Origin of the sequence: Bernardetia sp. MNP-M8, from assembly GCF_037126285.1 — a bacterium.
Taxonomy (GTDB): Bacteria; Bacteroidota; Bacteroidia; order Cytophagales; family Bernardetiaceae; genus Bernardetia.
On the sequence record NZ_CP147012.1, the window covers coordinates 3,936,045 to 3,951,557 of the forward strand.

The window sequence follows — 15,513 nt, forward strand, 5'->3', positions numbered from 1 at the left end:
TTCCCTAAATTAGTGTAAAAATAGAATTACGTACAACAGACTTCCTAGTCTGTTCAAAAAACATAAAATTTATATATGAGTACAGTTGATAATAAAGTTATATTTTCGATGGCAGGAGTGAGTAAAACGTATCCTCCTCAAAAACAAGTATTAAAAGATATTTATCTTTCATTTTTTTATGGTGCTAAAATCGGTGTAATTGGTCTGAATGGTGCAGGTAAATCTACCATTCTCAAAATTATTGCAGGTTTGGAAACAGAATATCAAGGAGAAGTTGTTTTTTCACCTGGTTATTCGGTGGGTTATTTGGAACAAGAACCAAAACTTGACCCAACCAAAACAGTAAAAGATATTGTACAAGAAGGCGCACAAGAAACAGTTGATTTACTCAAAGAATTTGAAGAGATAAATTTAAAATTTGGTGACCCAGAAATTTTGGACGACCCAGATAAAATGGACAAACTCATCGAAAAACAAGCAAAAGTTCAAGAAAAACTAGATGCTTTAGATGCTTGGAGTTTGGACACAAAATTAGAAAAAGCAATGGATGCACTTCGCACACCTCCAGAAGATGCCATTATTGGTAATCTTTCGGGTGGAGAAAAAAGACGTGTTGCCCTTTGTCGTTTGCTTTTGAAAGAACCTGATGTTTTGCTTTTAGATGAGCCTACCAACCACTTGGACGCAGAATCTGTACACTGGCTTGAGCATCATTTGAGAGAATATAAGGGAACAGTAATTATTGTTACTCACGACCGTTATTTCTTGGATAATGTAACTGAATGGATTTTGGAATTGGATAATGGAAAAGGTATTCCGTGGAAAGCAAACTATTCAGATTGGTTGGATCAGAAGCAGAAAAAAATGTCTGAAAATGAAAAAACTGCTTCTCGTTACCAAAAAGCTCTTCAAAAAGAGTTGGAATGGTCAAGAATGAATTCAAAAGGCAAACAAGCAAAATCTAAAGCTCGTATGTCTTCGTATGACAAAATGATGAGTGAAGACCAATCTCAAAAAGAAGAAAAACTAGAAATTTTTATTCCTGCAAGTGAGCGTTTGGGAGATGTGGTTATTGAAGCAAATGAGGTTTCAAAAGCATTTGGAGATAAATTATTATTTGAAAATCTTAATTTCTCATTACCTAAAGGTGGAATTGTAGGAGTAATTGGACCAAATGGAGCAGGAAAAACAACCCTCTTCAAAATGATTATGGGAACTGAAAATCCTGATGGAGGAACATTCAAAGTCGGAGAAACTGTACAAATAGGTTACGCAGACCAAGAACACATCCATATAGACAATGAAAAAACAATCTTCGAAACCATCACAGGAGGAAGCGAACTGATGATGTTAGGAGGAAAAGAAACAAATTCTCGTGCCTATGTTAGTCGCTTTAATTTCGGAGGTTCAGACCAACAGAAAAAACTAAAAGAGCTTTCAGGTGGAGAAAGAAATCGTGTACATTTAGCCTTGACATTAAAAGAAGGTGCAAACTTACTTTTACTAGATGAGCCTACCAATGATTTGGATGTAAAAACTCTGCGTGCCTTAGAGGAAGGTTTGGATAATTTTGCAGGTTGTGCCGTTGTTATTTCTCACGACAGATGGTTCTTGGATAGAGTAGCAACACATATCTTGGCCTTTGAAGGCGATTCGCAAGTGCGTTTTTATGAAGGAAACTTTAGTGAGTATATGGAAGACCGTCAGAAAAGATTAGGCGATGAAATTCCTAAGCGTTTGAAATATAAGAAATTAGTTTAAAATAACAACAGGTTATTAACTTTTCAACCCTAAGGGTCTTTAGCGACCCTTAGGGTTTTTACGTAAAAATAAATTTAACATTTTCAAGACTTTTTACGTACTAGGTAATACCAACTACTAAAACTACTTTTCATTAAATTACTTTATGCCTACTCAACTTCCTACCAAAACGGTTTGTCTTAATTGTGATTACGAGGTTAAAACAGAAAATAAATATTGTCCGAATTGTGGACAAGAAAATGCTGATAAACGTATTTCTTTATACCTTTTATTGAAAGATGCTATTGCAACAGCTTTTAATTTTGAGTCAAGAGTATTCAAAACCATTCCTTATTTTCTTTTCTACCCAGGAAAACTAACCAATGAGTTTTTAAATGGAAAACGAGTGCGTTATATGCACCCTTTTAAAATTTATTTGCTTTCTAGTTTGCTTTTTTTCTTTGTCGTTATCAAATTATTTACGCCAAGTATTGAAAAAGCTATAAGAGATATTAGTACTACAAATGAAGAGAATCCAGATAGTGAAATTACCTCAAATGACTCTGCTATCACAAGCAATAAAATAGATCCACTCAAGGATTTAGAAACAGGATGGAATAATTATGAATCAAATGATAGTATTTCAGAAGATTCTCTAGTAAATACATTATCAAGTCAATTTGCTAAAAAACAAATAGTTATAAGAGATTCGTTATCTAAAGTAATTGCTGCAATTAGGGAAGGAAAGATAAATGACTCTACTATAAATATAGATTCTTTAGAGAATTTAGTCCAAGATAGTGCAGTTTTGGCAGAAACGATTATGCTTTTTGACAATAAAGTTAAGGAGAAACAAGGCAAACTTCATAGGTTTTTTCGTTTGATACAAGATAGAAGAATGACTGCTGAATCATTATTAGACTCTATAAATATAGTTGCAGTTGGAGATAACAAAAAAAATGTTATAAATATGCAATTTGCTGAACAATTGCTAAAGATTGGCAGAAATGATCCTGCTATATTTTTGGCAAATATTATCAATAATATTGGTACACTTATGTTTTTTACGCTGCCTTTATTAGCATTTTGTTTTATGCCTTTTTATATAAGACGAAAAAAATATTATATAGACCATCTTATTTTTACGCTTCATTTACAAGGGTTTACATTTATAATTCTGACACTTGCAGCATTATTCTTTCATTGGAATTTTTGGATAATTAGCTTGCTTATGTTCTTAGGACTGGTAATTTATGTTTGGCTTGCTTTTAAGAATGTATACAAACAAGGGTTTATCAAAACAACTATTAAAGCATGTATTATTTCTATGCTTTATGCAACTATACTTATGTTTATGCTTTCTATTAATTTATTGTATTCTTTCTTTATGTTTTAATTTTATATCAAAACTCGTCTTCAAATTCCATCAAAAAAAGCTCATGCGCCGATTTTAATTCTTGAAGTGATTTTAAAGTTACTTTATCAATTTCTATATTTTGCTCTTGAGCTTTGTGAATTGTTGTTTTACAAACTTCAATACCTTTTAAATACATTTGATTTGCCTTTTCATAGTTGCCTAAATTGGTATATAATTCGGCTGCATGATAATAGGTAGGAACATACTCAGCGTGATTTTGAAGTAAATTTTCATAATAACTTACGGCTTTTTGGGTATCTGTTTTGAGGTATTCGGTTGCAACTGCATATAATAAAAATGTATCGTTGGGTTCTTTTTCTAAGAATTTTAATAGCTGTTCTATGCGTTCCATATTTGTTTATGAATAGTTGTAAAATTATTTTTTTGATTACAAATTTAGTAATTTTGCAATATATATTTTTGACAAAAACTAAAGAAAGTATAATGCAAAGAGAAAAAGATTATTTAAAGAAAAAAATAGACAAACTTGCTGTAGTATTAGCAGAACTTTTAGCTAAAGTAACCAAAACAGAGGTTGCTTTCACAAAAGAAGAGTTTGCAGCCGAGTTTGATAAAGTTTTAAACGAAGAATCAAATCTCACTATTGCTATGGTTTTAGAAATGAAAGCTGAGGTTTTTTTACAAGTCTTGAGAGACGAATATGAATTTAATCCAAATCAACTCCATATTTTAGCAGATTTATTATATCAATATTCCTTAAATTTTGAAGAGAATGGAGAAAATTTGAATAGTAAAATAGTTGCTCTCTATGAAAGTTGTATTGATGAGGGAATTGCACTTTCATTAGATAAGTATAAATTGATAGATTTCTTGAAAAATAAAATGTAGCATACTCTTCAGAGTGTGAAAAAAATGATATGAATAAAATAGACATACAAAAAAACACCAAAAAGTGGTTTGAAGAATGGATTTTGAAATTAAATCTTTGCCCTTTTGCTCATTCTGTTTATGCAAAAAAGGAAATTCGTTTTGAGATAGAAGAAAGTGATAGTTTTGAAAAATGCATACAGAAAGCTGTTTCTGAAATTGAACTTTTACAAGATAATGATAATGAACAAAGTCAAAATTACATAGACACAACACTTTTAGTTTTTCCAAATATTTTTTTTAACCTTTTTGAAAAGATAAATAACGAAGAAAATACGCTGTTCAACGACTTTCTAGACTTTGTTGCTGTATTGGATTTATATTTGGAGCAAAATAACTTAGAAGAAAAATTTCAACTTGTAGCTTTTCATCCCAATTATATTTTTGCAGGGGAAGATATAAATTCAAAAAGTCATTTTACTAATCGCAGTCCTTACCCAATTTTACATATTTTGAGAGAAGAAAGTGTAGAAAATGCAATTATAAATTATAATCAAGTAGAAGCTATACCTCAAAAAAATATAGAAAAATTAGAAAAAATGAAAGATACTGACTTTGAATGGTTAAAATTTTTTTCTTCATAGTTTTCGAAATCCTTAGGGTGTAAATAAACATTCAACTTATCACTAATAGTTAATCATTAATCACTAAAAATGTACGGTTCTTCTTCCTCTTCTCGTTCGCCTTTCTCTCAGTTAGACTGGATGACAATTTTATTGTTTTTTGGACTTCTAACTTGGGGTTGGATTAGTATTTATGCAGCCATTTACGACGCTGAAAAAACCTATACCATTACTCAATTTTTATTTAAGACCAATGCAGGAAAACAAATCGTTTGGATTGGACTAGCAACAATGTTGGCTTTGGTTTTGATGCTTTTAGATGTTCGGCTTTTCGCTTCTGTTTCCCCCTTTTTTTATATTGGAACAATGGCTTTACTGGTCGGAGTTTTACTTTTTGGAAGAGAAGTAGCAGGGTCAAAGTCGTGGTTTGATTTTGGAGGAATTCGCTTTCAACCTGCCGAACTCGCCAAAGTAGGAACAGCTCTGATGATAGCCTTTTTCTTAGGAAATAAACGGGTGAGTGCCGAAAAATGGAAATATATTGGTGTTTTGATGGTCATTATTGGCATTCCTGCCGTTCTTACAATTTTGCAAGGAGATACAGGTTCTGCAATGGTTTTTGCTAGTTTTTTCATCGTTTTTTATCGTGAAGGGTTGCCTTCTTTTATTATGGTGGCTGGTCTTTCTGCTATTTTACTTCTGGTGGCTACACTTGTTATGCTCTCCGATTTGTGGGGATTGATGCAGCGAATTATTGTCATTGGAGGAACAGTTTTACTCTGTATTCAGCTCATAGATTTTTTTAGAAGGCGAGCAGAAGACCGTCCAAAATGGTTTGTTTTTGCAATAGAAATCGGCTTGAATGTTATTCTTTTAACTATTCCTTGGTGGCTTCCTGTTCAAGAGTATCAGTCAGAAGATATTGCTCTTATCAAATCTGAATCTTTCAAACAAAATTTGATGTGGCTAAGTGGTGTTTTTGCTGTTTGGTTATTTATTAAAGGAATTTTTTCAATTACAATAGACAAAAAATACAAACCGATTTGGCTTGTGGGATTTATCGTAATTGCTGCTGTAGCAATTGTAGGAGGACTAGACTTTTTTGTAAAAGATGTTTTGAAAGAATATCAGCGCAAAAGATTAGAAGTTTTAGTCGATCCAACACAAGGAAAACAAGATTTTGGCTGGCAAGTCTATAACTCAAAAAGTGCCATCAGTTCAGGAGGACTAACAGGAAAAGGATTTTTAGAAGGCACACACACAAAACTTAATTATGTACCTGACCAAAGTACCGATTTTATTTATTGTACCATCGGAGAAGAACAAGGCTGGGTAGGAAGTTTTGGTGTTTTAGTGTTGTTTGTTTTGCTATTTTTCAGACTTATTCACGTTGCAGAACGGCAAAAATCAAAGTTTTCTAGGGTGTATGCGTATGGTGTAGTTTCAATTTTGTTTTATCACTTTGTAGTAAATATCGGAATGACAATCGGACTTTTTCCTGTAATTGGTATTCCTTTGCCATTCTTTAGTTATGGAGGTTCGTCGCTATGGGGTTTTACGCTATTACTCTTTATTTTGGTAAAACTAGATATGCACCGTAAAATTGAAGTCAAAATTGATTAAATCAGTTATCAGTCATCAGTCATCAGTTAATTTCAAATACTATTTTTCAGATTGATTGTAAGAAGGTATTTTCAGTCTCTTGTCTTTTCTCTTTATTTCTCTGTGGTTCAAAATGTATTTTTATTCCTCTGTGTTCTCTGCGAACTCTGTGTTTAAAATGTATTCCGTATTTCATTTATAATTTACCATTTATAATTTACCATTGTTAAAAATATCTATAATTACCGTCGTCCGAAATGCAAAAGAACTTTTCCTTCGAACGCTTGAATCTGTCAAAAATCAAACGTACAAAAACATAGAATACGTAGTTGTTGATGGAAACTCTACGGACGGAACAAAAGAAATTATTGAAGAAAATCAAGAATTTATTACCACTTGGATTAGCGAAAAAGACAAAAGCCTTTATGATGCAATGAATAAAGGTCTGAAACTTAGCACAGGAGATTTTGTGTGGTTTCTACACGCAGGAGATACAATTCCAACTCCTCAAACTTTAGAAAATGCGATAAATGATGTTTTGAATAAGGAAACAGACTTTCAAAAAATAGACTTCATTTATGGAAAAGTAAAGATTAAACATTTAGATAATACCTTCACAGATTATCATAAAATTGCTCCCACAGAAAAACAATTAGCAAAAAAAGGATACAAAAATTTCTTAGAAGGAATGGTAATTTGTCATCAAGCAATGCTCGTTCGTAGAGAAATTGCACCTTTGTACGACCTTGATTTTAGATTAGCTGGAGATATAGATTGGTCTATTCGTCTTTTTAAAGAAATAGAAAAACGCAAAACGAATAAACAGGAAATTAGAGTAAAACAAACTGAAATAATAATTGCTCATTTTTTGGCAGGAGGAATTTCCACTTCACAAAAGAAAAAATCATTACAAGAACGTTTCAAAATCTTTCAAAAACATATTGGTTTTTTAGGTGCAGTTTGGCAGCATTTTATTATTTTTGGAAAGCGACTTTTTAAATAAACTTTATTTTATATGTCACAAACCTCAAATAAATTTTCCTCTGTTATTGGATTCCTTTTATTAGTTGGAATTATAGGCTTTACTGTTTTTATAAATTTCTTTGTTGATAAATCCATTAATCAACAGAATAATAAAGAGAATAGTGCATTTGAATATATAGTCTTAGAAGAGAGAGATTTGATTTCTCTTTGGAAGCTAAAAGACTTAGACACTAATCCATTGACTATTGATCCAAAGAAACCAATATCACATATAGGTATTAATGAGAGTTTTAAATTTGAGCAGTATGATTCATTAATAAGTAGTGAAATGTTTAAGAAAATACCTGATTCACTAAAACATCTATCAGAAATATTTAATGAAGGTAATCAGCAGAAAGCTATTATAAATTATGGTACATTAAGTTTGAAACATGATTCCAAAGGTAACTACATAGGAACACCTGAAAGTATCAAAATAAAGAATTATGATATTAATTTTATAGATTCTACTCAACTAATGGAAATAGGAAAAACGTTATTAAAGTATCAGATTGATAATATTTCTACTCCTACTTCAGAACAATTTACAAAAATTGATTTGAAAGATGGTAGAAAATTATTCTTAATCAGAAAAGCTATAAAAATACAAGATGATTACTACAGAAACATACTAGGGAATGCAATATATTTGAATGACAGTACAAGAATAATTTATCCATCACACAAATAAAATATGCGACAAAGTCTAAAAAATAAACTCTCTACTTTCATTGGAATCATTTTACTTCTTTTAGTAATAGGTTTTACTGTTTTTATAAATTTCTTTGTTGAAGAATCGACAGAAGAAATAAAAGAGGTGGAGAATGTAGTTTTTGAGCAAGAAGCAGTATTAGAAGATACTTTAGTAAATTTTAAAGACAGGTATTTTACAGAAGCTGAGTTATCTGATTTGTGGAAACTAGAAAATATACACACAGATTCTATAGTAACAAATGAAATAGAAAACCGAACATACATGAAAATTTATAAAGAATTAGGATTTACAAAACTTAATCCTTTTAGAGATTCTGCATTAATTGAAATACTCGGCGAGTCTGAAATGCGTGAATTATTTATAGATGTTTCATCAAAATATACAATTTACAACGGAATAATTTCATTCAAACACGTAGAACAAGATGATGCTAGTTTATCTAATACAGATTCTTTTATTGAATATTTCGAATATTTTTCAATAGAATATACAAAAGCTAGTGATTTCGAACCAGCAATGAGAGAAATTGCTCACTTAATTGTAAAATATCAAATTGAATCTATTACTACATTGCCAGAAGCAGGTAATTTTACCAAAATTGAATTCAAAGGTGGAGGAGCTTTATTTTTAGTAAAGGAAAATGCAGAAATAATAGATAATTCTTATAAGAACACAATCAACAAAGCACGTTATTTAAATGATAGTACACAAATAGTCTTACCTTCTGATTATTAAAATGTTATGTCACAAAGCCCAACAACAAGTAAATTTTCGTCTTTTATTGGAATAGTTCTCTTACTCATAATTATAGTTTTCACTGTTTTTATAAGTTTTTCAGAGAAAATATCAATAGAAGAATTAGTAAAAGTTACGACAGATGAGCAAATAGATGAAATACCCTTGCACAAAGATTTTACTAAAATAGAAATAGAACGACTTTGGCAATTAGAAGGAGTTGAATCCAAAAAGGTAGTTATACCAAACAAAGAAAAGGAACTGTATATGTCAGTTAATAAAAGACGAAAACGTTTTGGTTTTGCTTTTTTACCTGATGTGAGTGAATATGAAAGAGATTTTCTTTCAAAAGATAGTTCATATATTCATTACGGAATATTGAAATTTAATAGAAATGAAAGAATGAAAATAGAAACCTTCGAACTTCTATATTATGATATGAATTCTGTTGCCTCACATGTGGGTCATTTGATTACAAATTTTCAGATAAGTTCTATATATATCTTGCCAGAAAATAATTATTTCACCTGTATTAATTTGAAAGATAGTTCAAAAGTGTTTTTAATAAAGGACAATAAGACAATAGAAAACACTTATTACAAGGAGTTTATAAAAGAAGCCAAGTTTCTAAATGATAGTACAAAATTATATTTGCCTAAAGTAGAATGAAGTTATTATTCTAAATGAATACTCAATATGCCACAGAACCCAACATCAAATAAATTTTCATCAATCGTAGGTTTTCTTTTACTGATTGGAGTTATTGGTTTTACTGTTTTTATAAATTTCTTTGTAGAAAAGCCTGTTGAAGAAATAAAAGAGGAAGAAGAAATAATAGAAACAGCAGAACCAGAATTTAGTATTTTAGATTCTGCTGACTTAGCTGATTTGTGGAAGCTAGAAAAATTACAAACAGATTCTATAAACTTTCATTATGAGAAGCTAAGAAAGCATATTCAAATCAATAAAAACTTTGGTTATATAACTACTGAACTTATTAATAACTCCAACAACTTAGAACCTAATACGAAAAGACGTTTACAAGAAGCATACAATAACTTCGACCAAGGTAAGGTTATTATCAATTATGGAATGTTAGATTTTGAATATTCTTACCCTACAAGCTATACTACTAAACTTGAAGAGTTCGATATCAAAGAATCTGACTCTAGTTATTATTATCAGCTTAAAGAGATTGGAGTGTTATTTTTAAAGTATCAGATAAAATCTATTTTTACCGAATCAAAGGCAGGAGATTTTACTAAAATTGAATTAAAAGATGGAAGACAGTTATTTTTGATAAGACAAAATGCAGAAATAAAAACGGAATATTCCCAAAAACTTATCGAACGAGCAGAGTATCTGAATGATAGTACAAAAGTAATTTATCCTTATTAAAAATAGAATATGCCACAAAATCAATTTACAAGTAAAATTTCTGCTTTTATTGGGTTTACTCTACTTCTTTTGATAGTAGGTTTTACTATTCTTGTAAATCTTTTTCCTATAAAAACGAAAGAAGAGATATTGCAAAGTAAAACCTTAAAACCATTTACTCAAGATGAATTGGCTGATTTATGGGAGTTGGATAGCATACAAACTAGTATAACTTATCCAGTTGAGGGAGAACAAAAATGCACAATTCGTACCACCAACAATTACTACTTAGGAATCTTAAAGTTTCAAATAGATATTGATAAGAATGTGAGCGAGCCATTAATGATAATTGAAGAATCTGAAATTCTGTATTCCAAAAATGAAAAAGATTCAATATTCTTAAACAGAATAGGACATTTATTTATGAAATATCAAATAAAAAATATTGTTTCTAACTCTTACTATGGCGATTTTACAGCAATTCATTTAATTGATGGAAGGATAATCATTTTGATGGAAAAAAAAATAGAAACAGAAGATAAGTATTATGAAAAAATCATTGAAAAAGCAGATTTCGTAAATGAGACCACAAAAGTAATTTCGCCATTAGAAGCCACAAAAATCTATAAAGAGATTTATGTTAATTTGGAAGTAAATTAATGGTTGATTATTCTAATCAAAACTTTCTATTGTAAAATAGCAAATAAATCGTTTTTTTTGTAGAACCTAAAAAAGAAAACACAGAAAAGTAAAACCTAGCACACACTACAAACTATGGCAGAATCAAAAAGTCCTGATAAAACTAGCACTCATAGCAGCCCTTCAAAATCTGAAAAGGAAAATGTACAGCTCAATATTAATGAAGATGCAAACAAACAGCTTGTTTTTCAACTTCAAGCAAAGCTAGACAAAGTAAAATTAGGAGGAGGACAAAAAAAAATAGACAAACACAAATCTAAAGGAAAACTAACAGCTAGAGAACGAATCAACTACCTTTTAGATAAAGACCAAGAAGGAAACACCACTTATTTTAATGAAATCGGAGCTTTTGTAGGTGATGATATGTACAATGAGTGGGGAGGTTGTCCATCTGGTGGCGTAGTTACTGGTTTGGGACATGTAAGTGGACGACTTTGTGTAATTGTGGCAAATGATGCCACTGTAAAGGCTGGAGCATGGTTTCCAATTACAGGAAAAAAGAATTTGAGAGCGCAAGAAATAGCGATGGAAAACCGAATTCCTATTATTTATTTGGTGGACAGCGCAGGAATATTTTTACCATTGCAAGACGAAATTTTTGCAGATAAAGAGCATTTTGGTAGAGTTTTTAGAAATAATGCTCACATGTCAGCCGAAGGAATTGTACAAGTTTCTGCTATTATGGGAAGTTGTGTGGCAGGTGGCGCATATTTGCCAATCATGTCCGATGAGGCTTTAATTGTTGAGGGAACTGGTTCAGTATTTTTAGCAGGTCCTTATCTTGTAAAATCTGCCATAGGCGAAGATATAGACCAAGAAACACTAGGTGGAGCTTCTACACATTGCGAAATTTCGGGAGTAACTGATAATAAATATCCAAATGATGAAGCATGTTTGGATGCTATTCGAAGTATTATAGATAAAATTGGAGAGCCTGATAGTGCAGGTTTTAATCGTTCAGAACCAAAACTTCCTACCAAAAACATGGAGGAAATTTACAGACTTTTACCTGCTGACCGTACCAAGCCGTATGATATGCGAGATATTATCGAAAGAATTGTAGATGATTCTGACTTTGAAGAATATAAAAAGGAGTATGGCAAAACTATTTTGTGTGGACATGCAAGAATAGATGGTTGGTCAGTTGGAATAGTAGCCAATCAGAGAACGATTTTGAAGAGTGGTAAAAAAGAAATGCAAATGGGTGGAGTTGTTTACTCAGATTCTGCTGATAAAGCTGCCCGTTTCATAATGACGTGTAACCAAAAGAAAATTCCACTTTTGTTTTTACATGATGTTACTGGATTTATGGTAGGAAGTCGTTCCGAACATGGAGGAATTATTAAAGATGGTGCAAAACTAGTTAGTGCAATGGCAAATAGTGTTGTTCCAAAATTTACTATTGTAGTTGGTAATTCGTATGGTGCAGGAAATTATGCCATGTGTGGAAAAGCGTATGACCCTCGTTTGATGTTAGCTTATCCGACAGCTAAAATTGCTGTTATGAGTGGTGCTTCGGCTGCAAAAACACTTTTACAGATAAAAGTAGGTTCTGAAAAGGCACAGGGAAGAGAAGTTTCTAAGGAAGATGAAGAAAAATTACTAGCAGAAATAACAGAGAAATACGAAAAACAAACAACTCCGTATTATGCTGCTGCACGCCTTTGGATTGATGCTATTATTGATCCATTAGAAACTCGTCAGATTATTTCGATGGGAATTGAGGCTGCTAATCAAGCACCAATTACGAAGCGTTATAATGTAGGCGCAATTCAAACCTAGAATTTTTAGTTATCAGTGAACATTAATCAGTTACTAGTTAAATGCAAAAGCCAATCATTTTTATAAAACGATTGGCTTTTTTGTTTAATTCAAGTGTCCTCAATTGAATTTTAAAACTAAAAAGATAGTTCAAAAAGAGTATAAAGTCATATATTTTATTTTCATGCGTTTGCCCTATAACAAGATAGTATTTTTCGTTGAGTTTAGATTTTTTACTAAAAAAATCTGTGGTTTATCTGTATAATCCGTAAAATCTGTGTTCCATAAAATAGTAGGTTAGATTATTCTAAGGAATTGGAATTAAATAACATATTCATTTCGAAGTAACAAAACGCTAATATTTAGTGTATTACATTCGTAATTGTTCCTAAAGATTAAACCAATAAGAAATCTTTGCTACAATAGCACGGTTTTTCGAACCAAAACTTTCAGGTAAATAATTTTCTGAATAGACTAAGAAAAAGTCCGAAACAGGTTTGAAACGCCATTGAAAACGGGCATTCAAATTGACATTATCAGCTTGTGTATTATATTGTAAAAAAGTAGTTAGGAAAAGACTGCGAGTAAATGAAACATCTAAACGAGGACTAATAATCCAAAAATTAGCATCATTATAAGGCTCAGGCAAATCAATAATATTATGGTCAAAACTAACAGCTATTTGTCCATAAGGCTGAAAACGGTAGCGAATCGTTCCATCAACATTAAAACGAGTTCCTGTAAAATATGTGCTATGTGATGCTGAAGTAGAAAGATTAAAACGCTTACGAGAGTCAGAACTAAAATAAACATACGCTCCTGTATTTGTAAATTCTTGTCCTTCTTCAAATTGTTTTCCTCCAGAGTTAGTAGGGTCAAAGGAAAAGAATAAATATGTATAATCATTGAAAACACCTGCTCCAAATTCACTAGTATTAAATAAAGTAGCATTGTATTCTAAAGAAATATTTCTGTCTGTCATTTTCCAATTCAAATCAGTATAAGTATTGAAATAAGCATAAAAATTATGACGCTGTATTTTTCCTTTTTTAGGATAAATATTATAGCCTGCCCAATCTTCAAAACGCCAAAGACCTTTTCGAAGCACATAACCAATATCATTAATATCATAATTTTCTCCTACCAATTCGTGATTCCAAGCAGCATAAAATTTGCGAGTATTGTAGGCAAAAAAAGCAGCATGAGCAAATGTTCCTTTTGTTTCATTGGGCAAAAAAGCATGATGATAAAATACTTTTCCTCTCCACTTGCTGTCCTTTGATTGCATATTATAATCAATTCCTGCCATTCTTGTATAAGGCTTGTCAGAAGTTTCGTTCCCAGTTTCCTGACGATTAACAAAAATCCCTGCAATATTCGAACGAGAGAAAATCTGTCTTTGAAAAGCAGCTACTGTGTAGTTATTACCAATAATTCCTTTTTCTTTATCTTGTCCTGTTTGAATATTTAAAAGACCTACACGCCAATCTTTATTAACTTTTCCACTCAAACGTGCGCCATATAAAATAGGATTCTGAACATTTTGATTAATAGTAGTATCATAAGCAATTCCAACACGACGAGAGAAAAAAGGTCGCATTCTACTAAAACCAAAATTGGCAAACAAATCACTATTTTCTAAAAAAAACTGTCTTCGTTCTGGAAAAAATATCTCAAAACGACTCAAATTAGTAACCTGCTGATCGACTTCTACTTGCGAAAAATCAGGGTTTACAGTCAAATCCAAATTTAGAGAAGGAGTAACAGCAATTTTTGCATCTCCCCCAATATTTCCTTTGGTTTTGTAAGGAGTATTATTGATGTTGTCTTTTGCAGCCGAACCTGCTAAATAAGGAATAATAGAAATATTTGAACCTGCTTTTTTTAAGTTTTCATCAAATATAAGTTCGCCTGTAAAAGCCAATGAAACCGTCGAAAACTGAATTGGAACAGGAATCCAAGCCGAAATTTCATTTCTATACGCATCATTACGAGCAAAATTTACTTTCCATTTTGATTTGTCTTTTGGATAACGAAGTGTCTTGAAAGGAATTGCAATTTCACATGTCCAAGAACCATCAGGCAAGTCTGAAACAGCACTATACCATTTATTATCCCAATTAGAAGCATCTCTATCGCCCTCAAAAATAAGTCCTTCCAATTGCGCTCCAACAGGTGAAACTGTAAAATAAACACCATTCAAGCCATCTCCAAAAGGGTCAAGATTAACAGAAAAATTGTCATTTTGTCCCCAATCATAATCTCTTCGCATGGAAGAAATAATGTATTTTTTTTGGGGATTCCCTTTACAAATTGCAGCGACATACAAATAATTTTCATCGTATGCCACTCGCACTTCAGTCTGAGAAAGAGCAAGTAACGTATCAGTAGGGAAATTCTGAACAAAACCTGTTGCTACTTCAGAAACTTGCCAAATTTCTTCATCTAATGCACCATCTACACGGATAGCAGTTGTTTTTCTAACTGAAAGGCGATAAGGAGAAGTGGCAAGTGAATCTATATTTTTTTCATTTATGATACTTTCTGTTTGATTAGGAGTAGTTTGACAAAAAATAGAAAAGTGAAAACAATAAAAACAGAAAGTAAGAAAGACAGAAGAATAAAAGTGTTTCATTAAAAGTAAAATTGAAGTTGTGAACTATGATTGACTAATCAAATTAAACAAAAATACTTGCTAATAACTTTGTTACTTGTTAAGAAATTCAAAAATCAGATTTCTTTAAGAGAATTTAATACAATTCAAACGAAGTTTTGAGCAGCTAATAAAAATAAATTTAATTTTTTTAAACCTTTTCAAATAAGATACGTTTTAAATACTGAACTTAAATAAAAAGAAATTTTTGCTTTATTTTTAAAAAGCATAAGTTTTTAGCTCAACAAATCAACTTATATTGTATCATTTTTTCATATACACATTTTTTTTTATGATTTGTTTAATAAAATTATTAAATTTACCCCATAATTATTTCAGT

The 15,513-nt window shown here is 31.2% G+C and carries 14 protein-coding genes; 12 read left to right on the top strand and 2 right to left on the bottom strand.

Annotated features, from left to right (window positions below; genetic code table 11):
• Nucleotides 1-75: 75 nt before the first annotated feature.
• Nucleotides 76-1,761, top strand: coding sequence for an energy-dependent translational throttle protein EttA (ettA, locus tag V9L04_RS16020; protein ID WP_338790869.1), 1,686 nt, complete (start codon nt 76-78; stop codon nt 1,759-1,761).
• 145 nt (nt 1,762-1,906) lie between these two features.
• Complete coding sequence (locus tag V9L04_RS16025; protein WP_338790870.1) at nt 1,907-3,136, top strand: DUF3667 domain-containing protein; 1,230 nt, start codon at nt 1,907-1,909, stop codon at nt 3,134-3,136.
• A 7-nt stretch (nt 3,137-3,143) separates the two neighbouring features.
• Here V9L04_RS16025 and V9L04_RS16030 read toward each other — a convergent pair whose 3' ends face one another.
• Nucleotides 3,144-3,509 (bottom strand): tetratricopeptide repeat protein, encoded by a 366-nt coding sequence (locus tag V9L04_RS16030; RefSeq protein WP_338790871.1) that lies wholly within the window; start codon nt 3,507-3,509, stop codon nt 3,144-3,146.
• Between the two features lie 92 nt (nt 3,510-3,601).
• On the opposite strand from V9L04_RS16030, the gene V9L04_RS16035 reads away from it, so the two are divergent.
• The 10 genes from V9L04_RS16035 to V9L04_RS16080 all read left to right on the top strand — a co-directional run bounded on the left by V9L04_RS16035 (nt 3,602) and on the right by V9L04_RS16080 (nt 12,541).
• The gene (locus V9L04_RS16035; RefSeq protein WP_338790872.1) at nt 3,602-4,006 is read left to right on the top strand and encodes a hypothetical protein; all 405 of its coding nucleotides are present in this window, start codon (nt 3,602-3,604) and stop codon (nt 4,004-4,006) included.
• 29 nt (nt 4,007-4,035) lie between these two features.
• Nucleotides 4,036-4,629, top strand: coding sequence for a DUF1415 domain-containing protein (locus V9L04_RS16040; RefSeq protein WP_338790873.1), 594 nt, complete (start codon nt 4,036-4,038; stop codon nt 4,627-4,629).
• Nucleotides 4,630-4,698: 69 nt separating this feature from the next.
• On the top strand, nt 4,699-6,231 hold the full coding sequence (rodA, locus tag V9L04_RS16045; RefSeq protein WP_338790874.1) for a rod shape-determining protein RodA: 1,533 nt from the start codon (nt 4,699-4,701) through the stop codon (nt 6,229-6,231).
• Between the two features lie 202 nt (nt 6,232-6,433).
• Nucleotides 6,434-7,213: a glycosyltransferase family 2 protein gene (locus tag V9L04_RS16050; protein ID WP_338790875.1), complete on the top strand. Its 780-nt coding sequence runs from the start codon at nt 6,434-6,436 to the stop codon at nt 7,211-7,213.
• A 12-nt stretch (nt 7,214-7,225) separates the two neighbouring features.
• Nucleotides 7,226-7,924 (top strand): hypothetical protein, encoded by a 699-nt coding sequence (locus tag V9L04_RS16055; protein ID WP_338790876.1) that lies wholly within the window; start codon nt 7,226-7,228, stop codon nt 7,922-7,924.
• Between the two features lie 3 nt (nt 7,925-7,927).
• Complete coding sequence (locus V9L04_RS16060; protein ID WP_338790877.1) at nt 7,928-8,683, top strand: hypothetical protein; 756 nt, start codon at nt 7,928-7,930, stop codon at nt 8,681-8,683.
• 6 nt (nt 8,684-8,689) lie between these two features.
• Nucleotides 8,690-9,352: a hypothetical protein gene (locus V9L04_RS16065; RefSeq protein WP_338790878.1), complete on the top strand. Its 663-nt coding sequence runs from the start codon at nt 8,690-8,692 to the stop codon at nt 9,350-9,352.
• A 27-nt stretch (nt 9,353-9,379) separates the two neighbouring features.
• Nucleotides 9,380-10,081, top strand: coding sequence for a hypothetical protein (locus tag V9L04_RS16070; protein WP_338790879.1), 702 nt, complete (start codon nt 9,380-9,382; stop codon nt 10,079-10,081).
• 9 nt (nt 10,082-10,090) lie between these two features.
• Complete coding sequence (locus V9L04_RS16075) at nt 10,091-10,720, top strand: hypothetical protein (RefSeq protein WP_338790880.1); 630 nt, start codon at nt 10,091-10,093, stop codon at nt 10,718-10,720.
• A 114-nt stretch (nt 10,721-10,834) separates the two neighbouring features.
• Nucleotides 10,835-12,541: a carboxyl transferase domain-containing protein gene (locus tag V9L04_RS16080; protein WP_338790881.1), complete on the top strand. Its 1,707-nt coding sequence runs from the start codon at nt 10,835-10,837 to the stop codon at nt 12,539-12,541.
• 367 nt (nt 12,542-12,908) lie between these two features.
• On the opposite strand, the gene V9L04_RS16085 is transcribed toward V9L04_RS16080, so the two are convergent.
• The gene (locus V9L04_RS16085; RefSeq protein ID WP_338790882.1) at nt 12,909-15,155 is read right to left on the bottom strand and encodes a DUF5916 domain-containing protein; all 2,247 of its coding nucleotides are present in this window, start codon (nt 15,153-15,155) and stop codon (nt 12,909-12,911) included.
• Between the last annotated feature and the right edge of the window lie 358 nt (nt 15,156-15,513).